We start from the raw sequence: 19,911 nt of genomic DNA on the forward strand, positions 1-19,911 counted from the left end.
TTTCACATGTGCTTTCAGGAGAAGGTGGTCAGGCTGTCTTGACGGCGGACAGGTCGAACTCGAGCGTGATCTTCTCGGAGATCATCACGCCGCCGGTCTCCAGTACCGCGTTGTAGGTGATGCCGAAGTCTTTGCGGTTGATCACGGTGCTGCCCTCGAAGCCGACCCGGGTCAGGCCCTGGGCGTCGATGGCGGTGCCGGTGTAGTCGAGGGGGACGGTGACCTGGCGGGTCACGCCACGGATGGCCAGCTCGCCGGTGACCTCGAAGCTGTCGCCGCCGATGTGCTTGACGTCGGTGGCGTCGAAGGTGATGTACGGGTGCGCGGCGGCGTCCAGGAAGTCGCCGGTGCGCAGGTGGTCGTCACGGAGCTGGTTGCCGGTCTGGATGCCGGCCACGTCGAGGACCACGTGAACGGCGGAGGCGGCCGGGTTGCCCGCGTCCAGGGAAGCGGTGGCCTCCTTGACGGGGATGCTGCCCCGAACCTTGGTGACCATCGCGTGGCGGGCCATGAAGCCGAACCGGCTGTGCGCGGGATCGATGGTGTAGGTGCCGGTGAGTTCGCTGGGGTACATGACGGCGCTCCGTTCGAAAGTAGTTCAGTGCTGGACGATTTAACGAGAGACTACTTCGAACTTGTTTCAGCGCGCAACTGTCCAGCTCTAAAGGGTGAGTCTATGAACGAATGACCAATTCGTTCATAGGCAGCTAGAGTAGGAGTCGCCTGATCGACGCCGTCACAGAAGGGCTCACCATGCTGAACGACCTGCCGTACCTGTCGGCCGGTGACGGACCACCCCTGGTCGTCCTGCTCCACACCCCGCAGGCGGCCAACCCGACCGGCCTGGCGCGCTGGTCCACCATGCGGCTGGTGCGACCGTTCACCAGAGATTTCACCGTCTACGTCGTCAATCGCCCACCCGGGCTGCCGCCGGCCACGACGATGGCCGACCTCGCCGCCGTCTACGCGCGAGCGATCGCCGCCACCTTCGAAGGCCCGGTGCGCATGCTGGCCATCTCCACCGGCGGCTCCATCGCCCTGCAGCTCGCCGCCGACCAGCCCCACCTGATCGACCGCCTGGTCCTGGCCGGCACGGCCTGCACCCTGGGCCCCGCCGGCCGGCGAGCCCAGCGCGGCTACATCGAACGCGCACGTCAGGGCAGGCGGCCCAGCCCCGCCCTGGCCGAGATCGTCACCGAGTCGACGATCGGCCGCGCACTGCTCAAAGGCGTGCTGTGGCTGGCGGACGGCGGCCACGGAGACCACGCCGACGCCGTCACCGTGCTCAACGCCGAGGACGGCTTCGACCTGCGCGGGCGGCTGCACGACATCAAGGCGGCCACGCTGCTGATCCACGGCGAAAAGGATCTCGTTTACCCGCTGGACCTGGCCCGGCAGACGGTCGAAGGCATTCCCGAGGCCCGGCTCGTCGTCTACCCGGGTCGAAGCCACAACGCCACATTCACCGACAAGCGCTTCGCCCCTGACGCGCTGGCCTTCCTCCTGGGCGGTTGACCAGCGAGCCCCCTGTCAGAAAGGTTGCATCGCGACGTGCTTACCGGCCTGGTCGAGCAGCTCCTCGGCCTGCGAACGACTCGCTGCGACCTTCTCGAGCTCGCCGCGGGCCAGCATGCCCTCGATCGCGGCACGCCCTTGTTCCCATCTCATCGAACCTCACCCTTGCCGATCGTGAGGCGTACGAGCGGCCGGGCCTTGACCGTCTCCAGAAAAGGATCCCTCTCCGAGGAGTCCCACTCCTCGCGGCTCAGCCGGCGGATGTTCACCTCGCGGCCGAGCTGCCGCTCCGCGGCCCTGGCGGCGTCGTAAAGCTCGTCCTCGTCCGCGGTGCCGATGACCAGGACATCCACGTCGTTCGGCACCCTGCCCGGCTCGCCGGAGTAGCGTGCGGCCCAGGAGCCGTAAATGCAGGCCTCCTCGATGCCGGCGATGCCGGCCAGCTGCTCACCGAGCACGGCCACCGGGCCATAGGTCAATGCCAGCAATTCGGTCAGCGGGCGGGCCACGACCACGTTCGTATCGGCGCTGACCATCCGCATGTTGCCTGCCTTCCGAGTGACCACCAGACCCGCCGCGGCCAGCCGATCGATCTCCCGAGTCACGGTCGAGGGCGAGACCTTGAACCTCGTGGCCAGCTCGACCTGTGAATACTCCTCGCCCGGGTGCAGGAACAGCCAGGCCAGCAGCTCGCCCTGGAAGGGGGAGCGCAGCAACGGGAGCAGGACGGGTGGCGGTCGTTTCATAAACTGCAAGTTAGCTTGCAGGTTACGCAAGTTCAATGGCGCACCGTCCCCTGGCGGGGAGCGGTGCGTCTACTGTGACGGCTGCCGGTCTTTGGCGTGTTTCCCACGGCTGGCGTGGATCTCGTCCTCTGTGGAGTCCTCTTGGGGCTCTGGTGGCTCGTCCTTGGGACTATGGGGCTTGGCGTGCCTGCCCACGTGATCTCCTTTGGCGAACGCAGTTGCTAAGAGTGACCTTATGGCTACAGTGCGCATGGAAGCAAGAGTAAGATTCACGAATCCAGCAGGGCGAGGCCGTCGCGCTAGGACGCCAGGGATTCGAGGGTGCCGGTGAGGGCGTCCCAGCTCTCTTCGGCGTCCGGCGTGCGCCCGTGCGGCGAGCGGAACCACTGCACGAACTCGGCCACGTCGTCGAGGGCCCACCGCAGCCGATAGAGCTCCAGCGCCGCCGGGTCGGGGGTGCGGCCGGTGGTGTCGGCGTAGCGGGCCAGGTCGTCGGCGTCCCTGGCGACCAGCCACAGGTCGCGTTCGGGTGCCGCAAGTCCTACCGTGTCCCAGTCGACCAGCAGCCACCGCCCGCCCGAACGCAGCAGGTTGCCCGGGTGCGGCTCGCCGTGCGTCACGACGGGCTCGCCGGTGCCGGCCGCCGTCCGGTCGAACTCCGCGAGCCTGTGGCGCAGCACGCCGGCGTGGTCGGCGATCACCTCCCTGGCGGGCTCCGCGTACGGGCCGCCCAGCCAGGGCAGGCGCGTGTCCTGGAGCGCCTGCTCCAGCCCGGCCCGGCCCGGGAGCTCCAGGGGGCGCGGGGGAGTGGACAGGGGCGGCGGCGTGGCGTGGAGGGCGGCGAGCAGGTCGATGATCGCGGCGCGGTCTCCAGCCGGCTGCTCCTGGCCGAACTCACCGGCGAGGCCGTCGGTGTAGGGGAAGACGCTCATCGCCCACCGGTGGCGGTCGAGCCGCAGGAGTGTCGCGCCGTCGGCGGTGCGCAGCGGTGCCACCACGAAGTCGAGCCCCGCCTCCGCCCGCAGCGCCGCGGCCGTGTCCATGGCCGGCCGGAGCCCGTCGAAGCCGCGCCGCCGTACGTCCGCGACCGTGATGAACCAGCGCCCGTCCGCGACCCAGTGGTAGTCGCCGAAGCCGACCGGCGCGTAGTCCAGCGTGCGCGCCCCGATGCCCCACGCGCCGAGCGCGGGCAGCAGCAGCCCCTCGTCGAACGAATCCGGCCTGTCCCGCATCCGGCCACGCTATCGATCCGGGCGGCTCAATTCACCCGCATTAGCAGCTCGATGGCGGAGAGCGCGTCGGTCACCGTGTGATCGGCCACAACCTCGCCGGTGACTCCCCGGTCGATCCAGATCGTGCGCAGCCCCGCCCGGCGGCCACCCGCGATGTCCTTCTCCGGGTCGTCGCCGATGACCCAGCCGCCCGGCTCCAGCGACGCGCCGCACCTGCGGGCCGCGATCTCGAACAGCCGTACGTCGGGCTTCCGCACGCCCTCGGCCCCGGAGATCGCCCAGCCGTCCACGCGGGTCGCGAGCCCCGTGCGCTCGATCTTGCCGGTCTGGTTGTCGGCCATCCCGTTCGTCGCGATGCCCACGGCCCAGCCGGCCGCCCGCAGCCGATCGAGCCCGTCGAGCACCTCGCCGGGGCAGTGGACCAGGTGCGGCAGCCGGGCCCGGTACGACGCCCACAGCTCATCGGCCGGCTCGGCCAGCCCGAACCGCTCGCGTACCAGCCCGAAAAAGGCGCCCATCGGCACGGACCCGTCCGCGTCCGCCTCCACCAGCCACGCCGCCGCCCCCTCGCCGAGCCCTCGCGTGGCGGCGAATTCGGCGGCCCACAGCTTGAAGGCGCCCAGCCGGTCGATCAGCGTGTTGTCCAGGTCGAAGAGGGCCAGGCGCCGGGTCATGCGTCCCTCGCCGCGACGAGCTCGTCGGTGGCCGACAGGTACGCCGTCGCGGCCCGCTCGAAAAAGTCGAACAGCGTGGCCCGCTCCGCCTCCGGATATCCCCGCAGCAGCTCGGCCAGCCGCGTCCTGGTCCCCGCCAGCACCTCGTCGAGCCGTTCCGGCCGGCCGGCCGACTCGACCATCACCTTGCGCCGGTCCGCGGGGTCCGGCGCGCGGCGTACGTACCCGCCCTGCTCCAGGCGGTCGATGAGCCGCGTCGTGGCGCCGGTGGTCAGCCCCGTCTGGGCGGCCAGCTCGCCGGAGGTGAGCGGCCCGGTGAGGTCGAGCAGGTTGAGCGCGTAGTAGTCGGTGGCGTTGAGCCCGGCGGCCTCGGCGGCGGCCAGGCTGTTGAGCACGATCGCGCTCAGGTAGCGCCGGAAGACGGCGCTCGGGTCGGTTGACAAGCCCCACTCCTCTTCTTTAAGTTGATATCTGCATGAGAGCAGAGACTTAACTAGCGCAAATAATATCAGAGGGAGCGGAAATGATCAGCAGCGAGATCCAGAACCTGTTCGCCGAGCTGGAGAGCGCCTGGAACAGCGGCGACGGCGTCGCGTACGGGGCGTGCTTCACGGAGGACGCCGGCTACACGACCTTCGTCGGCACCGTCTACCACGGCCGCCACGACGTGGCCGCCGGTCACCAGGCCCTCTTCGACACGGTGCTCAAGGGCACGAAGATGTTCAACGAGATCGCGGAGGTGCGCTTCTACGGCCCCGGCACCGCCGTGGTCACCGGCAGGGGAGACGTGGCCAAGAAGCGCCCCGCCAAGCTGACCAAGGTGCAGACGTACACGCTGGTCCGCGAGGCCGACGGCAGGTGGCGCATCGCGTCCTTCCACAACACCCGGCGCCGGCCGCTGATGGAGGCGGTGTCGTTCAAGTACGTGCCGGCCAGCCGGCCGCGCGGATGAGGAACGCGGCCCGCTCCTCGACCGGCGCCCGGGGCAGCGTGACCACCGAATAGCCGTAGTCCGTGTAGGCCCGGACGACCGCCTCGTACGTCCGCTCGGCCTCTCCGAGGCTCTGCCTCCGCTCGCTGTCGTGCTCGTAGATCTCCGGCCACGGCGGCGCGGCGAACACGCGCCGGTGGTAGCGGTACGTCCGCGCCGCGTTGTGCAGGTGCCCCGGCACCGTACGCCCCAGCACGCGCAGGTATCCGATCGTGTCGACCAGCCCCCGATCGAAGACCACGGGCCCCGCCTCCGGGACGGCGGCGTGGTAGGACCGCAGGTCCCACGACAACATCAGCTCGGCGAACAGCCCCGGATCCAGCCACGGCAGCGCCGGCCCCGAGATCGCCACCTGGTCCCGGATGATCGCCCGCCCGGCCTCCGGCTGCGCCCGGAACCCCAGCGACGCGACGTGCTCGACCAGGGTGCTCTTCCCGGCACCCGGCCCTCCGGTGATGACGACGTATCCGTCCGCCACAAGACCTCCGATGAAGAAAGGCGCGGGCAGAGTGCCCGCGCCTGAGGGAAAGGAGTCGACCGGTTACCGCAGCTCGCGCTTGAGGATCTTGCCCGTGGCCGTCATCGGCAGGGAGTCGCGGAACTCGACGATCCGGGGGTATTTGTAGGCCGCCATGTTGTCCTTGGCCCAGGCGATCAGCTCGTCCTCGGTGATCGCCGAGCCGGGCGCGGGGATGACGTACGCCTTGATCTCCTCGCCGTGGGACTCGTGCGCGACCCCCACCACGGCGGCCAGCGACACGGCCTCATGGGTCATCAGGACCTCTTCGAGCTCCCGCGGATAGACGTTGAAGCCACCACGGATGATCATGTCCTTGGCCCGGTCGATGATGGAATAATAGCCGTCCGCGTCACGGGTCGCGATGTCGCCCGTGCGGAACCAGCCGTCGTTCATCACCTCGGCCGTCGCCTCCGGGCGGCCGTAGTAGCCCTTCATGACGTTGTGGCCGCGGATGGCGATCTCGCCGGGGCCCTCGCCCTCGACGGTCTTCCAGTCGCCGTCGACCAGCTTCATCTCCACGCCCCAGATCGGGGTGCCGATGGTGCCGGGCTTGGTGGGGCGGCCGAGCTGGTTGAAGCTGGCCACCGGCGACGTCTCCGACAGGCCGTACCCCTCCAGGATGCCGATGCCGAAGGTGCGCTCGAAGTCCTTGAGCACCTCCACCGGCGAGGACGCGCCGCCCGCGACGGCGACGCGCAGGGAGCGGGGGACTTCCGCGCCGTCCGCGTGGATCTTGGTGAGCATGCCCCAGTACATCGTCGGCACCCCGGCGAAGAACGTGACGCCCTCCTTGGCCATGAGCGCCAGCGCGTCGCCCGGGTCGAAGCGCGGCAGCAGCACGACGGTGGCGCCGCGCAGGAAACCGGTGTTCATGACCACGGTCTGGCCGAAGGAGTGGAACAGCGGCAGGACCGCAAGATACGTGTCGCCCTCGTCGGAGCGGGGGAACATCTTGTCGGAGACCATGGCGTTCAGCAGCATGTTCTGGTGGCTGAGCTCGGCGCCCTTGGGCTGGCCCGTGGTGCCCGAGGTGTAGAGGATCACCGCGGTGTCGTCCGGTGCCGTCTGCACGGTCTCGAACTCGCCCGCCATGCCGCCCAGCGCCGCCCAGATCGACTCGCCGTACTCGGACTCGGTCGCGAGCGGGGTCGCGGGCAGCACGAAGAAGTGCTCGCAGCCCTCCGCGGCCTCGAAGCCCGCCTTGCCGCGCTCGCCCAGCGGCAGCTCGGGGGTGCCCTCGAAGCAGAAGAAGGCCTTGGCGTCGCTGTCGCCGAGATGGTAGGTGATCTCCCGCGACTGCAGCAGCACGTTGAGCGGCACCACCGTGGCGCCGACCTTGAGGATGCCGAAGTAGACGAACGGGAAGTACGGCAGGTTGGGGCACGCCAGCGCGACCTTGTCTCCCTTGCCGACGCCACGGGCGACCAGGAGGTTCGCGACCTGGTTGGCAACGGTGTCGATCATGGAGTACGGCAGCCGCATGTCGCCGAAGACGATGGCGGTTCCGTCAGGGGTGTTCCTGGCGCTGTCCTCCAGGACGGTCGACAGGTTGAGCATGACGCCTTCCTCCTCAAAACCGGGGCTTGGCCGCCATCCTCGCAGCACCCCATACCGACTGGTAGGTAACCCAGGTCACAACTCCATATGGACGTGCAGCCCCGCCTGGAGTAAGCAAGTACCAAGTTACTTGGAGGAGCCATGGAGTACGACTACGTGATCGTCGGGGCGGGTTCCGCCGGGTGCGTGCTGGCCAACAGGCTCTCGGCCGATCCCGGCGTGACGGTCGCGCTGGTCGAGGCGGGCGGCCAGGACGACAAGCTCGAGATCCGCATGCCCGCGGGCTTCGCCAAGCTGTTCAAGACCGACTACGACTGGAACTACACCACGGCCAAACAGAGCGAGATGTCGGGCCGCGAGCTCTACTGGCCCAGGGGCCGCGTGATCGGCGGCTCGTCCTCGCTCAACGCCCAGATGTGGGTGCGCGGCTGCCGCGACGACTACGACCAGTGGGGCATCCCCGGCTGGTCCTACAGCGAGGTCCTGCACTACTTCACCAGGGCCGAGCACCGCGTCGGGAGCAACGAGGGCGGCGTCTACGGCACCTCCGGGCCTCTCTACATCTCCGAGCTGCGCAGCCCCAACGTCACCACCGCCGCCTTCCTCAAGGCGTGCGAGGAGCTCGGGCTCACCCGGCTCAAGGAGCTGAACGGCCCCTCCAACGAGGGCTACTGCCCCACCCCCGTCACCCAGAACCGGGGCCGCAGGTGGAGCTCGGCCGACGCCTACCTGCGCCCGGCCAAGGGCCGGCCCAACCTCCACGTGATCACCGGGGCCACCGTGGACCGGGTGGTGTTCGACGGCAGGCGCGCGATCGGCATCGAGCACAGCGGCGGCGCCCAGGTCAGGGCCAAGGGCGAGGTCATCCTGTCCGCGGGCGCGATCGGCTCCCCGCACCTGCTGATGCGCTCCGGCGTGGGCGCGCCCGACGAGCTGCGCGACGCCGGGGTCACGGTCGTGCACGAGCTGCCCGAGGTCGGCAAGAACCTCCAGGACCACCTCTCGAGCGGCGTGTTCGTCGAGTGCAAGCAGCCGGTGACGCTGACCAAGGCCGAGTCGATCAGCAACCTGCTGCGTTACATCGTGCTGCGCTCCGGCATGCTCACCTCGAACGTGGGCGAGGCGGTCGCCTTCATCAGGACCTCGGCGGAGGAGCCCGCCCCCGACATCGAGCTGATCTTCGCGCCCGTGCCGTTCGTCGACCACGGCCTCGCCCCGCCGACCGGCCACGGGCTCACCGTCGGGGTCGTGCTGCTGCAGCCGGAGAGCCGCGGCAGGGTCGGGCTCAACGGCAGGGACGTGGTCATCGACCCCGCCTACCTGAGCGCCGAGGCCGACGTCAAACGCCTGGTCGCGGGGCTGAAGACGGCCAAGCAGATCTTCGCCACGACCGCGATGAAGCCGTGGGCGGGCGGGCCGATGGCGCCGTACTGGGCGCCGGAGAGCGACGAGGAGCTCGCGCGGTGGGTGCGCGAGCACGGCAAGACGCTCTACCACCCGGTCGGCACCTGCCGCATGGGGACGGACGACGCCTCCGTGGTCGACCCCTCCCTGCGCGTACGCGGAGTCGAAGGACTCAGGGTCGTCGACGTGTCGGTGATGCCGACGTTGAACCGCGGCCACACCCATGCCCCGGCTATCATGATCGGCGAAAAGGCAGCCGATCTGATCGGGAAGCACCGGTAAGTGCCCCTTGACGTAAGTGGACACTTGCAGAAGGCTTGTGTGATATGACACTGTCCGCTGACCTGGACCTGTCGCAGATCCCGTTCTGGGGACTGCCCCAGTCCGAGCGCAATGAGGCCTTCCGCAGGCTGAGACAGATGGACCGGCCGGTCTTCATGCGGGAGCAGATCGTGCCGTTCATCGGCGGCGGTCCCGGCTTCTACGCCCTCGTACGCCATGCCGACGTGACCGAGGCCAGCAGGAACGCGGCCGTGTTCAGCAGCGAGCCCTGCTCCAACAGCATCCCCGACATGCCGCGCTGGCTGAGCGTCTACTTCGGCTCCATGATCAACATGGACGACCCCAAGCACGCGCAGTTACGGCGGATCGTCTCCAGGGCCTTCACGCCGCGCATCCTGGCCAAGATGGAGGAGGACCTGGCCAGGGCCGCCGCCGAGATCGTGGACGAGGCGATCGAGCAGGGGCCGGACGACTTCGTCGCGCAGGTGGCCGCCAAGCTCCCCGTACGGGTCATCTGCGACATGATGGGGATCCCGGTCGAGTTCCATGACATGGTGCTGCAGCAGACCAACGTCATCCTGGGCAACGCCGACCCCGAGTACACCGGCGTCGGCACCGAGCTCACCCGCCGCAACGTCGCCAAGGGCCTGGCCAAGCTGCTGCGCGCCGGCTACTCCCTCAACCGGCTGGCCGCCCGCCTGGGCGACGAGCGGCGCAAGCGCCCCACGGGCGACCTGGTCAGCCTGCTGGTCAACGGCGAGGAGCGGCTGAGCCCGCAGCAGCTCGGGTCGTTCTTCATCCTGCTCGTGGTGGCGGGCAGCGAGACCACCCGCAACGCCATCGCGCACGGCCTCAAGCTCTTCACCGAGCACCCCCACCAGCGCGCGATCCTGCTGAACAACTTCGACGGCCACATCGTCACCGCCTGCGATGAGATCATCCGCTATGCCACGCCGGTGATCCAGTTCCGCCGCACGCTGACGCGGGACCACGAGATGAACGGCATGCGGTACAGGAAGGGCGACAAGGTGCTGCTCTTCTACAACTCCGCCAACCGCGACGAGGCCGTCTTCGCCGACCCCGACACCTTCGACATCACCCGCGACCCCAACCCGCACGTCGGCTTCGGCGGGCCCGGGCCGCACTACTGCCTGGGCGCGCACCTGGCGCGCCGGGAGATGACCGTGATGTTCCGCGAGCTGTTCACCCGCCTGCCGCACATCAAGGCCGTGGGCGAGCCCGACCACCTGCTGTCCAACTTCATCAACGGCATCAAGCACATGAGCTACACCTTCTGACCGGCGCGCCGGAGCAGCGCGACCGGCAGCAGCGCGCCGGCCAGCGCCAGCCCGGCCGCCACCAGCAGCATCGAGGCGACCCCAGCCCGGTACGGCGCCGCCAGCACGGCCACGCCCACCGCCGTGCCGACCTGCTTGACCGTGTTCACGACGCCGGTGGCCATGCCGACCCGGTCCATCGGCGCGGTCAGGCCCACCTGGTTGGCGACGACGTTCCCGGCGCCCAGTCCCAGGCCGCCCAGGAACAGCCCGAACATGATCGGCGTCCACGGGTCGGCCGCGGGGACGCTCATGACCAGCAGCGCCACCGCGATCAGCGCTGGGCCGGCGGCGATGAGCACACCCATCGGCCACCGGTGCAGCACCCGGCCGATCGCGACGGGCCCGATGACGGCCGCCGCGCTGAAGGCCAGGAAACGCGTGCCCGCCTCGACGGGGCTGGTGTGCAGCTCGCCCTGCACGTACAGGGTGAGGTAGGTGAACGCGCCCAGCAGCGCGGCCAGCATGAGCAGCGTCGTCGCCGAGCCGACCGCGAACACCCCGTTCCTGAAGAGCCCGAAGTCGATCATCGGCTCGGCCGAGCGCCGCTCCACGACCACGAACGCCGCCAGCAGCGCCAGCCCCGCCACCAGCAGCCACGGGAGGTCGTGGATGAGCGCCGGGATGATCGCGAACAGCGCCGCCGCGACCAGCACGATCCCCGCCGGGTCGAGGTGGCCCCTGCCGCGCGACTCCGCCACCCGCTGCCGCAGCGCCACCAGCACGAACACGCCGATCGGCAGGTTGATCAGGAAGATGGCCCGCCAGCCGAACGCCCCCGTCAGGGCCCCGCCCACGACCGGGCCCAGCGTCATGGCCAGGCCGGAGACCGCACTGAAGATCCCGAGCGCCTTGCCCCGCTCCGGACCCTCGGGGTAGACGGAGGCGATCAACGGCGTCGTGGTCCCGTACAGCGCCGACGCGCCCAGGCCCTGCACGCCCCTGGCCAGGTCGAGCAGGGGCGCCGTCGGAGCCAGGGCGCAGGCCAGCGAGGCCAGCGTGAAGACCGAGACCCCGACGGCCAGCAGCCGGCGCCTGCCGTAGCGGTCGGCCAGGACCCCGGCGGGTAACAGGACCGCGGCCAGCGTGAGCGCGTACGCGTCCACCACCCACTGCACCTCGGGCAGGCTCGCCCCGAGGCCGGCGCGGATGTCGGGCAACGCGATCGTCACGGCGGTCAGGTCCACCACGACGAGCACGATGGTCAATGACGCGAGCGCGAGCACCCATCCCCGCCGCATGAGTTCTCCTCTGTGAGACAGGCCCCTTCGAGTAGTGGTACTCCTGAGGCGGGCCGAATGCTAGGTTTCGCAGTCATGGAGATCAGGACTATCCACGCCAACGGAGTGGAGTTCGCGTATCTGTCGTTGGGTGAGGGGCCGCTGGCGCTGTGCCTGCACGGCTTCCCCGACTCCGCGCACACCTGGCGGCACCTGATGCCCGCGCTGGCCCAGCGGGGCTACCGCGCGGTCGCGCCGTTCATGCGGGGCTACGCGCCCACCGAGGTGCCCGCCGACGGCGCGTACGAGGACGCCGCGCTGGTCGCCGACATCCGCGCGCTGCACGAGGAGCTCGGGGGCGACGAGGACGCGGTCGTCATCGGGCACGACTGGGGCGCGTTCCCCGTGTACCACCTGGCAGGACGTTTCCGGCGCGCCGTCACGCTCGCGGTGCCGCCGCCCGGCTCGCTCGGCGCCGGGTTCCTGGAGTACGAGCAGCTCAAGCGGTCCTTCTACGTCTTCCTCTTCCAGACGGCCGTGGGCGAGGCGGCCGCCGCGAGCCCCGGCTTCCTCGAGAACCTCTGGCGCGACTGGTCGCCCGGCTACGACGCGCGCGAGGACCTCGAGTTCGTACGGCGCAGCATCGGCGAGCCCGCCAACCTGAGCGCGGCCCTCGGCTACTACCGCGCCATGCTCGGCACCACGCCTCCCTCCGGCCGCTACCCCGCCCTGGAGGGCGGGCTCACCGCTCCCGTCCTTTACCTGCACGGCGCCCAGGACGGATGCCTGAGCGCCGAGCTGGCCAAGAACGCGATGAGCTACCTGCCCCCGGGCTCGCGGGCCGAGCTGGTGGCGGGCGCCGGGCACTTCCTTCACCTGGAGCGCCCGGCCGAGGTCAACCGGCTGGTTCTCGACTGGCTCGGCTCGCCGTCCACGGCCGAGATGACCCAGGTCCGCCCGCGGGGGTTCACCTCCTGAGGCGGCCCGCCTCCTTCCTGAGGACCGCGATCACCGGATGCTGCCCCGAGAGGCTCACCCGGACCGCCTCCTCCACCGCGAACCCGCGCGGGATCCCGTCGTGCACCAGCGCCACGGCGAGCCCGTCGCCGGCCAGCACCCGCCGGACCTCCCGCCACAACGGGCCGAGGTCCCGAGCGAGCAGCCCGCGGGGCGGCACCTGACGCCCCCAGGGCGGGTTCACCAGCACCCGGTCCACGCTCGCGTCCGCGACCGGGATCCGCCCGCCGTCCGCCAGGCCCCACCCGAACGGCGCCCCGTCTCCGACCCCGGCCCGCGCGTTGGCGGCCGCCGCGCGGAGGGCGCCCGGGTCGTGGTCGAAGCCCAGGAGACGCGCCCCTGGCGCCAGCGCGTGGGCCTCGATGAGCGTCGTGCCCGCGCCGCAGCACGGGTCGAGCACCGTCCCCGCCTCCCCGAGGCGGGCCAGCGCCGCCATGGCGGCGGCCACCGGCGGGTGCAGCGTGCCCCGGATCGAGTCCGTCTTGTACGCCCGCCGGTGCAGCGGCCGGTCCGCCAGCCGCAGCGCGATGAGCGCCCGGTCGCCCTCGATCGTGACCCGCCACGACATCGCGTCCCGCGGCGGCCGCGCCCCGTCCCTCCTGGAGTGGTACGGCAGCCGCAGCGGCCGCGCCAGCTCGGCCCCGACCGCGTCCTCGATCTCGAACCGGGTGTAGTTGCGCCGCCCGACGAACGACGCCGACACCTCCACCCCGCTGCCCGGGCACCCCAGCCCTCCCGCGTTCAGGGAACGGGCCGCGAGGGCCAGCCGGCGCAGCGCGGAGCGGCCGTGGCCGATCCCGTCCACCACGGCGGCGGCCAGCAGCACGTCGTCCGCGGTCCGCAGGGCCAGCAGGTCGGCCCCCGGCGCGGCCTCGAACCACACCTCGCGATGGCGCACCCCGCGCACCACGCCCAGCCGGGAACGTCTGATCTCCGTGGCCACCAGGGGCTCGATGCCATGCACCGCCCTGGCCACGGCAAAGGTATGCACGTGTCCTTCTCCCACGTCGCGACCCGGGACGGCGCTCGCTCAGCCGTCCCGCATCGCCGGCGGTGGGATCGTCCGCGACCCGCCGGCGGATCGCTACCGGAGGTGGAAGAAGAACTTCATGCGCGCCACCCTAGAGCCGGCCCGCCGCCGGGAGCCACTGGTTTTCCAATTGACGTAAGTGCTTGCTTTCACAAAAGATGGGCTTATGAGCGTTCTTGGCTTCGATCTGTCGGATCGCGACTTCTGGGCCAGGCCCATGAGCGAGCGCGAGGAGGCGTTCGAGCGGCTGCGCGCGCTGGAGACCCCTGCCTTCTTCCAGGAGATGGAGATCGACTTCGCGCCCAGGGGCCCCGGCTACCACGCCCTGGTCAAGCACGCCGACATCCTCGAGGCCAGCCGCAACCCCGAGGTCTTCTGCTCCGGAGACGGCGGCGCGACGAACATCCCGGACATGCCCGCCGAGTTCGCCGAGTACTTCGGCTCGATGATCAACATGGACGACCCGCGCCACGCCAGACTGCGCCGGATCGTCTCCCGCGCGTTCACGCCCAAGATGATCAAGCAGTTCGAGTCGGACGTGGAGGCGGCGGCCGTCGGCATCGTGGACGACCTGCTGGAGAAGGGGCCGGGCTGCGACTTCGTCACCGAGGTCGCGGCGCGCCTCCCCCTGAAGATCATCTGCGACATGATGGGCATCCCCGAGCGGGACTACCAGTTCGTCTTCGAACGCTCGAACGTCATCCTCGGCGGCTTCGACCCCGAATACGGCGGCGCCGACCTCGACCAGCTCGCCGAGCGCCTGCTCGCCGCCGGTATGGAGCTGCAGCAGCTCGTGCAGGATCTCGCCGCCCATCGAGCCGAAAACCCCACGGACGACCTGACGTCGTCCCTGGTCAACGCCAACATCGACGGCGAGCGGCTGACGCTGCAGGAGCTGGGGTCGTTCTTCATCTTGCTGGTGGTGGCGGGCAACGAGACCACCAGGAACGCCATCTCGTACGGCCTGCGCCTGCTCACCAACAACCCCGACCAGCGCGCGCTCTGGCTGGAGGACGTCGACGGGCACGCGCCCGGAGCCGTGGAGGAGATCGTCCGGCTGGCCTCACCGGTCAACTTCATGCGCCGCAAGGTCACCAGGGACCACGAGATGAACGGGCACCTCTACCGCAAGGGCGAGAAGGCGGTCCTGTTCTACTGGTCGGCGAACAGGGACGAGAGCGTGTTCGCCGACCCGCACCGCTTCGACATCACCCGGCAGCCCAACCCGCACGTCGGCTTCGGCGGGCCCGGGCCCCACTTCTGCCTGGGCGCGCACCTGGCCAGGCGGGAGATCACGGTGATGTTCCGCGAGTTGCTGCGCCGCGTGCCGCGCATCGAGGGCGGCCGCCCCGACCGGCTGCACTCCATGTTCATCAACGGGATCAAGCACATGGAGTGCGACTTCTGATCAGCCCTGGGCGCCGATCCTCAGCTGGTTCATGACCGTGCGGATGTCGGGCATGAGCTGCTTGCTCTCCGCCGGGATCGACATGTAGACGATGGCCGGGAGGTTGCCGCCGGTGTTGACGGCCATCGTCACGATCGTGGCCCTCTCGGTCTCCGACGTCAGCGAGTACGCGATCAGCCGTCCCGTGTTGTCGCCCACCTTGATCGGCTGCTGGGCGATCTTGCGGACCTTGTTGCCGGTGGGGAAGAAGCGCTTGCGCGCGTCCAGCACCACCTGCTTGATGACCGGCTCCAGGTTGTCCTTCTCGTAGTACGAGGCCAGATTCTGCGGCAGCGGACCCGACATGAGCTGGGCGCTCTTGTCCTGCGTGATCGGGACGAACTGGCGGGTGTCGTAGTTGTACGTCGCCTTGACGGTGGTGCGCGTGTCCAGCCGCCACGTGCCGCCCAGGCGCGGGAGGGAGATCCCGGCGGCGGCGTCGGGCACCCTGCCGAGGACCGGGGCGGCCTTGCCCGGGTATCTCGGCAGCGCGCCGATCGAGGTCGAGGACCGCGTGGCGCTCGGCTTCTGCGAGGTCGTGGGCTTCTCGGCCACGGCGTTGGAGGCCGCCGGGTCGTCGCTGGCCAGCGGGCCGGCGAGGAACGCCCACAGCAGCGCCGCGACCAGCGCGATCGCCACGGAGCCGCCCAGCGCGTAGATCCAGATGGGCTTGCCCTGGCTCTCCTCCTCCAGAGGGTCCTGGTCGCCCATGGCCTGGTAGTTGTCGCCGAAGACGGTGTTCCAGAGCTCCTGCTGGCGCTCCGGCGGCGGCGTGCGGGAGCCGCTGATCTGGCCTGCGGTCACGAACGGGCGGTCGGGGTCCGAGGGGTCGCGGCTCAGGTTCGAGCCGGGGCGCGGGGCGTCGGTGTCCTCGGCGGGGGGCGTGGCGCTGATGTTCGATGAGTCCATGTCGGGAGTGGAAGGGGCGGCGCGGTCGTTGAGCAGGTTCTCCGTGTGCTGGGCGTACGTCATCGTCCGCTCTTCGGAGGGGTGCGACTGCCGGGGCGGCGCGTGCGCGCCCTGCGGAAGGTCGTCGACCTGGTACATCGCCGTCGCCTGCTCCGGGGCACCGGCCTTGTCCCGCTCCGCGGGGGGCCAGGGGGCGGGGGAGGAGAGGTTCGACCAGGAGTCGGCGGACGGGGGCGGGGGCTGCTCCCACGCCGGGATCGGGTCCGGCACCGGGCGGTCCTCGCCCCGCGAGCCGAACTCCGAGTCGAACTCCACGCCGCCCCGGGCCGGCGCCTCGGACCAGGAGGACGGTCCGGCGCTGCCCTGCCGAGGCCCGTCCTGCCACGAGGGCGGCGGCCCGCCAGGGAGCGGGAGGTCGGGCGAGGTGCCCCGCCCGCCCTGCGGTGCGGCATCCGGCCAGGACGACGGCCCGCCCTGCGGCGCGGCACCCGGCCACGACGACGGGCCGTTCTGCGGGGAGTCGGACCAGGAGGAGGGGCCGTTCTGCGGTGGCGAGTCGGACCAGGAGGAGGAGCCGTTCTGCGGTGGCGAGTCGGACCAGGAGGAGGGGCCGTTCTGTGGCGGGGAGTCGGGCCAGGAAGACGGCACGTTCTGAGAGGACGCCTCCGGCCAGGACGACGGCCCGGCGTTCTGCGGGGATGAGTCGGGCCAGGAGGACGGGCCCGCCGCGCTCGGGGGCGGCACGTCCGGCCAGGAGGAAGGGCCGGCGGCGCCCTGCGGGGAGGGCTCGGGCCACGAGGGGCCGGTGGCGTCGCGGCCCGGCGGGGCCGGCCAGGAGGGACCGGTGGCGCCCTGGGGCGGCAGGTCCGGCCACGACTGCGGTCCCGAAGCATCGGCACGGGCGGGCTCGGGGCGGGACCGGCGCGGCGGCTCCGGCCAGGAGTCGTCCTTGCGCGGCGGCTCGGGCCACGCCGGATCCTGCTGAGCGGACCTCGGGGCCTCGGGCCAGGACATGGGGACCTCCGTTGCGGGGGAGCCGGGCGCGTCGCGGCGCGGTGCGTCTGGCCAGGACGGTGGCAGGTGTGGTCCGGAATTCTCCGTTGCCATTGCTGCCGGCCCTCCAGAAGATCTGTCCGGATAGCCCGTTATATCCGGATTTGACGTACCAGGCATGATCTCATGGGATTTTCCAGGAGATACAGGTGGTTCCGCAGCGAAACGAGCGAAGCCATGCGGATCCGTCGGCGGGTCCTGCATCGGCAGGCCGACCTCTGGTCGCTCGGGCTCAGCTGGGTACACCACGGTGACAAGGGTATTCATAGGGGACGAATGAGGTCACAACGGATACATCACCATCAGGTCTCGCTGGACCTGAAGGGTCCATTGTGCCTGCGGACCTCGATCGAGTATCTGCATTCAGCCGAAGACGTGCGCTAGGCTTGACACATGCGTTCCGCGACCCTGCTTCTTAGCGGGCCGCGACGGCCCTGAAGATTCTCGCCGTCGCGGCTACCCCTCGTTGTGTGCACGGGGGGTTTTCTTATGGGGTCCGAATCAATCCAGAAGGACAGTAGCCGTGAGTGAGTACGATCCGCAGGCGCTGCAGGCCAAGTGGCAGCAGCGATGGGAGGAGCAGGAACCCTACCGGGCGAGCGAAGACCCCGCCGACCCGCGCGAGCGCCGCTACATGCTCGACATGTTCCCCTACCCGTCCGGCGACCTGCACATGGGCCACGCCGAAGCCTTCGGGCTGGGCGACGTGGTCGCTCGTTACTGGAACCAGAAGGGTTACAACGTCCTGCACCCGATCGGGTGGGACTCCTTCGGCCTGCCGGCGGAGAACGCCGCGATCAAGCGGAACGCCCACCCGGCCGAGTGGACCTACGCCAACATCGAGACGCAGGTCACCTCGTTCAAGCGCTACGCGCTGTCCTTCGACTGGTCGCGCCGCCTGCACACCAGCGACCCCGACTACTACCGGTGGAACCAGTGGCTGTTCAACCGGTTCTTCGAGCGCGGCCTGGCCTACCGCAAGGGCGGCCTGGTCAACTGGTGCCCCAACGACCAGACCGTGCTGGCCAACGAGCAGGTCGTGGCCGGCAAGTGCGAGCGCTGCGGCGCTGACGTCGTACGCCGCGAGCTGACGCAGTGGTACTTCAAGATCACTGACTACGCGCAGCGCCTGCTGGACGACATGGACCAGCTGCAGGAGGGCTGGTCCGAGCGGCTGCTGACCATGCAGCGCAACTGGATCGGCCGCTCCGAGGGTGCCGACGTGCTGTTCGAGATCGAGGGCCGCGAGGAGCCGGTCCACGTCTACACCACGCGGCCCGACACGCTGTTCGGCGCCACCTTCTTCGTGGTCGCCGTGGACGCCAAGCTGGCCGACGAGATCGTCACCGACGAGCACCGCGCCGAGTTCGAGGCCTACCGCGCCGAGGTCGCCAAGCTGAGCGACATCGAGCGGCTGTCCACCGACAAGGAGAAGACCGGCGTCTTCCTGGGCCGCTACGCGGTCAACCCGGTCAACGGCGAGCGCATCCCGGTCTGGGCGGCCGACTACGTGCTGTCCGACTACGGCCACGGCGCCATCATGGCCGTGCCCGCCCACGACCAGCGCGACCTGGACTTCGCGCTGAAGTTCGGGCTGCCGGTGAAGGTCGTCGTGCACACCGGCCTGGCCGACCCGGGCGAGACCGGCGAGGCCACGCCGGGCGAGGGCACCCTGGTCAACTCCGGGCCGCTGGACGGCCTGACCAAGGTCGAGGCCATCTCCAAGATCATCGAGATTCTGGAGCGCGAGGGCAGGGGCACGGGCGCGGTCAACTACCGGCTGCGCGACTGGCTGCTGTCCCGCCAGCGGTTCTGGGGCACGCCGATCCCGATCATCCACTGCGGCGACTGCGGCGAGGTGCCCGTCCCCGACGAGCAGCTGCCGGTCACGCTGCCCGACATGCGCGGCGAGGCGCTGGCCCCCAAGGGCGTCTCCCCGCTGGCCAGCGCCACCGAGTGGGTCAACGTCGAGTGCCCCAAGTGCGGCGGCGCGGCCAAGCGCGACACCGACACGATGGACACGTTCGTCGACTCGTCGTGGTATTACCTGCGTTACTGCTCGCCCGGCTACACCGACGGCCCGTTCGACGTCGAGCAGGTGCGCAAGTGGGGCCCGATCGACCAGTACGTCGGCGGCATCGAGCACGCGGTCCTGCACCTGCTGTACTCGCGGTTCTTCACCAAGGTCCTGCACGACATGGGCATGGTCGACTTCACCGAGCCGTTCCGGCGCATGCTCAACCAGGGCCAGGTGATCAACGGCGGCAAGGCCATGTCGAAGTCGCTGGGCAACGGCGTGGACCTGGGCCAGCAGATCGACGACTACGGCGTCGACGCCGTGCGCCTGACCATGGTCTTCGCCGGGCCGCCCGAGGACGACATCGACTGGGCCGACCTCTCGCCGGCCGCGTCGCAGAAGTTCCTGGCCCGCGCCCTGCGCGTCATGTCGGAGGTGGACAGCGCCCCCGGCGTGGCCTTCGAGGGCGGCGACGTGGAGCTGCGCAAGGTCACCCACCGCACGATCGACGAGGTCACCAAGCTGATCGAGTCCTACCGCTTCAACGTCGCGGTGGCGCGCATGATGGAGCTGACCTCGGCCACCCGCAAGGCCATCGACGCCGGCCCCGGCGCCGGTGACCCGGCGGTGCGCGAGGCCGCGGAGACGCTGGCGATCATGCTGTCGCTGGTGGCCCCGTACACCTCCGAGGAGGGCTGGGAGCGGCTGGGCCGCACCGGCGCCGTCGCCTTCGCCGGGTGGCCGGTGGCCGAGCCCGAGCTGCTGGTGCAGGAATCGGTCACCTGCGTGGTGCAGGTGGCGGGCAAGGTGCGCGACCGGCTGGAGGTCTCGCCGGACATCACCGAGGACGAGCTGCGTCGGCTGGCGCTGGCCTCGGAGAAGGTCGCCGCTCACCTGACCAACTCGCCCCGCAAGGTGATCGTCCGGGCTCCCAAGCTGGTCAACATCGTCCCGTAACCG

At 70.2% G+C, this 19,911-nt stretch carries 18 protein-coding genes; 7 read left to right on the top strand and 11 right to left on the bottom strand.

Features of this window, described 5'->3' with window-relative positions:
- Positions 1-28: 28 nt before the first annotated feature.
- A complete protein-coding gene (locus ACFKCF_RS31435) occupies positions 29-574 on the bottom strand; it encodes a YceI family protein (RefSeq protein WP_394498876.1) in 546 nt (181 codons plus the stop codon).
- A 179-nt stretch (positions 575-753) separates the two neighbouring features.
- Between ACFKCF_RS31435 and ACFKCF_RS31440 the strand changes: the two genes are divergently transcribed.
- On the top strand, positions 754-1,515 hold the full coding sequence (locus ACFKCF_RS31440; protein ID WP_394498877.1) for an alpha/beta fold hydrolase: 762 nt from the start codon (positions 754-756) through the stop codon (positions 1,513-1,515).
- 15 nt (positions 1,516-1,530) lie between these two features.
- On the opposite strand, the gene ACFKCF_RS31445 is transcribed toward ACFKCF_RS31440, so the two are convergent.
- From ACFKCF_RS31445 to ACFKCF_RS31465, 5 genes are all read right to left on the bottom strand, one after another.
- Entirely contained in the window at positions 1,531-1,668 is a 138-nt protein-coding gene (locus ACFKCF_RS31445; protein ID WP_394498878.1) for a hypothetical protein, read from the bottom strand.
- The gene (locus tag ACFKCF_RS31450; protein ID WP_394498879.1) at positions 1,665-2,261 is read right to left on the bottom strand and encodes a MarR family transcriptional regulator; all 597 of its coding nucleotides are present in this window, start codon (positions 2,259-2,261) and stop codon (positions 1,665-1,667) included. Before ACFKCF_RS31450 ends, ACFKCF_RS31445 begins: the two co-directional genes overlap by 4 nt.
- A gap of 299 nt (positions 2,262-2,560) precedes the next feature.
- The gene (locus tag ACFKCF_RS31455; protein WP_394498880.1) at positions 2,561-3,493 is read right to left on the bottom strand and encodes a phosphotransferase; all 933 of its coding nucleotides are present in this window, start codon (positions 3,491-3,493) and stop codon (positions 2,561-2,563) included.
- Positions 3,494-3,519: 26 nt separating this feature from the next.
- A complete protein-coding gene (locus tag ACFKCF_RS31460) occupies positions 3,520-4,167 on the bottom strand; it encodes an HAD family hydrolase (RefSeq protein ID WP_394498881.1) in 648 nt (215 codons plus the stop codon).
- Positions 4,164-4,610, bottom strand: coding sequence for a MarR family winged helix-turn-helix transcriptional regulator (locus ACFKCF_RS31465; RefSeq protein ID WP_394498882.1), 447 nt, complete (start codon positions 4,608-4,610; stop codon positions 4,164-4,166). Before ACFKCF_RS31465 ends, ACFKCF_RS31460 begins: the two co-directional genes overlap by 4 nt.
- Before the next feature lie 80 nt (positions 4,611-4,690).
- On the opposite strand from ACFKCF_RS31465, the gene ACFKCF_RS31470 reads away from it, so the two are divergent.
- Positions 4,691-5,119, top strand: a complete 429-nt coding sequence (locus tag ACFKCF_RS31470; protein ID WP_394498883.1) for an SgcJ/EcaC family oxidoreductase — start codon at positions 4,691-4,693, stop codon at positions 5,117-5,119.
- On the opposite strand, the gene ACFKCF_RS31475 is transcribed toward ACFKCF_RS31470, so the two are convergent.
- Positions 5,085-5,636 (bottom strand): AAA family ATPase, encoded by a 552-nt coding sequence (locus tag ACFKCF_RS31475; RefSeq protein WP_394498884.1) that lies wholly within the window; start codon positions 5,634-5,636, stop codon positions 5,085-5,087. The genes ACFKCF_RS31470 and ACFKCF_RS31475 overlap by 35 nt on opposite strands.
- Before the next feature lie 63 nt (positions 5,637-5,699).
- A complete protein-coding gene (locus tag ACFKCF_RS31480) occupies positions 5,700-7,235 on the bottom strand; it encodes a long-chain fatty acid--CoA ligase (RefSeq protein ID WP_394498885.1) in 1,536 nt (511 codons plus the stop codon).
- A 141-nt stretch (positions 7,236-7,376) separates the two neighbouring features.
- Between ACFKCF_RS31480 and ACFKCF_RS31485 the strand changes: the two genes are divergently transcribed.
- Both ACFKCF_RS31485 and ACFKCF_RS31490 read left to right on the top strand, forming a co-directional pair.
- Entirely contained in the window at positions 7,377-8,921 is a 1,545-nt protein-coding gene (locus ACFKCF_RS31485) for a GMC family oxidoreductase (RefSeq protein WP_394498886.1), read from the top strand.
- A gap of 44 nt (positions 8,922-8,965) precedes the next feature.
- Positions 8,966-10,219, top strand: a complete 1,254-nt coding sequence (locus ACFKCF_RS31490; RefSeq protein WP_394498887.1) for a cytochrome P450 — start codon at positions 8,966-8,968, stop codon at positions 10,217-10,219.
- Here the strand turns inward: ACFKCF_RS31490 and ACFKCF_RS31495 are convergent.
- A complete protein-coding gene (locus ACFKCF_RS31495) occupies positions 10,207-11,499 on the bottom strand; it encodes an MFS transporter (protein WP_394498888.1) in 1,293 nt (430 codons plus the stop codon). The genes ACFKCF_RS31490 and ACFKCF_RS31495 overlap by 13 nt on opposite strands.
- Before the next feature lie 75 nt (positions 11,500-11,574).
- On the opposite strand from ACFKCF_RS31495, the gene ACFKCF_RS31500 reads away from it, so the two are divergent.
- On the top strand, positions 11,575-12,456 hold the full coding sequence (locus ACFKCF_RS31500) for an alpha/beta fold hydrolase (protein WP_394498889.1): 882 nt from the start codon (positions 11,575-11,577) through the stop codon (positions 12,454-12,456).
- On the opposite strand, the gene ACFKCF_RS31505 is transcribed toward ACFKCF_RS31500, so the two are convergent.
- The gene (locus ACFKCF_RS31505; protein WP_394498890.1) at positions 12,446-13,486 is read right to left on the bottom strand and encodes a methyltransferase domain-containing protein; all 1,041 of its coding nucleotides are present in this window, start codon (positions 13,484-13,486) and stop codon (positions 12,446-12,448) included. The genes ACFKCF_RS31500 and ACFKCF_RS31505 overlap by 11 nt on opposite strands.
- Before the next feature lie 205 nt (positions 13,487-13,691).
- On the opposite strand from ACFKCF_RS31505, the gene ACFKCF_RS31510 reads away from it, so the two are divergent.
- On the top strand, positions 13,692-14,933 hold the full coding sequence (locus ACFKCF_RS31510; protein ID WP_394498891.1) for a cytochrome P450: 1,242 nt from the start codon (positions 13,692-13,694) through the stop codon (positions 14,931-14,933).
- On the opposite strand, the gene ACFKCF_RS31515 is transcribed toward ACFKCF_RS31510, so the two are convergent.
- A complete protein-coding gene (locus ACFKCF_RS31515; protein WP_394498892.1) occupies positions 14,934-16,895 on the bottom strand; it encodes a hypothetical protein in 1,962 nt (653 codons plus the stop codon).
- 562 nt (positions 16,896-17,457) lie between these two features.
- Between ACFKCF_RS31515 and leuS the strand changes: the two genes are divergently transcribed.
- The gene (gene leuS, locus ACFKCF_RS31520; protein ID WP_394498893.1) at positions 17,458-19,908 is read left to right on the top strand and encodes a leucine--tRNA ligase; all 2,451 of its coding nucleotides are present in this window, start codon (positions 17,458-17,460) and stop codon (positions 19,906-19,908) included.
- The last annotated feature ends 3 nt before the right edge of the window (positions 19,909-19,911 follow it).

The sequence above is a fragment of the Nonomuraea sp. JJY05 genome (genome assembly GCF_043496855.1).
Taxonomy (GTDB): Bacteria; Actinomycetota; Actinomycetes; order Streptosporangiales; family Streptosporangiaceae; genus Nonomuraea.

What these genes read in the sequence shown, in the direction of transcription:
- ACFKCF_RS31435 (WP_394498876.1), bottom strand. Translation starts at nt 574, where the DNA reads ATGTACCCCAGCGAACTCACCGGCACCTACACCATCGATCCCGCGCAC.
- ACFKCF_RS31440 (WP_394498877.1), top strand. Translation starts at nt 754, where the DNA reads ATGCTGAACGACCTGCCGTACCTGTCGGCCGGTGACGGACCACCCCTG.
- ACFKCF_RS31445 (WP_394498878.1), bottom strand. Translation starts at nt 1,668, where the DNA reads ATGAGATGGGAACAAGGGCGTGCCGCGATCGAGGGCATGCTGGCCCGC.
- ACFKCF_RS31450 (WP_394498879.1), bottom strand. Translation starts at nt 2,261, where the DNA reads ATGAAACGACCGCCACCCGTCCTGCTCCCGTTGCTGCGCTCCCCCTTC.
- ACFKCF_RS31455 (WP_394498880.1), bottom strand. Translation starts at nt 3,493, where the DNA reads ATGCGGGACAGGCCGGATTCGTTCGACGAGGGGCTGCTGCTGCCCGCG.
- ACFKCF_RS31460 (WP_394498881.1), bottom strand. Translation starts at nt 4,167, where the DNA reads ATGACCCGGCGCCTGGCCCTCTTCGACCTGGACAACACGCTGATCGAC.
- ACFKCF_RS31470 (WP_394498883.1), top strand. Translation starts at nt 4,691, where the DNA reads ATGATCAGCAGCGAGATCCAGAACCTGTTCGCCGAGCTGGAGAGCGCC.
- ACFKCF_RS31480 (WP_394498885.1), bottom strand. Translation starts at nt 7,235, where the DNA reads ATGCTCAACCTGTCGACCGTCCTGGAGGACAGCGCCAGGAACACCCCT.
- ACFKCF_RS31485 (WP_394498886.1), top strand. Translation starts at nt 7,377, where the DNA reads ATGGAGTACGACTACGTGATCGTCGGGGCGGGTTCCGCCGGGTGCGTG.
- ACFKCF_RS31490 (WP_394498887.1), top strand. Translation starts at nt 8,966, where the DNA reads ATGACACTGTCCGCTGACCTGGACCTGTCGCAGATCCCGTTCTGGGGA.
- ACFKCF_RS31495 (WP_394498888.1), bottom strand. Translation starts at nt 11,499, where the DNA reads ATGCGGCGGGGATGGGTGCTCGCGCTCGCGTCATTGACCATCGTGCTC.
- ACFKCF_RS31500 (WP_394498889.1), top strand. Translation starts at nt 11,575, where the DNA reads ATGGAGATCAGGACTATCCACGCCAACGGAGTGGAGTTCGCGTATCTG.
- ACFKCF_RS31510 (WP_394498891.1), top strand. Translation starts at nt 13,692, where the DNA reads ATGAGCGTTCTTGGCTTCGATCTGTCGGATCGCGACTTCTGGGCCAGG.
- ACFKCF_RS31515 (WP_394498892.1), bottom strand. Translation starts at nt 16,895, where the DNA reads ATGTCCTGGCCCGAGGCCCCGAGGTCCGCTCAGCAGGATCCGGCGTGG.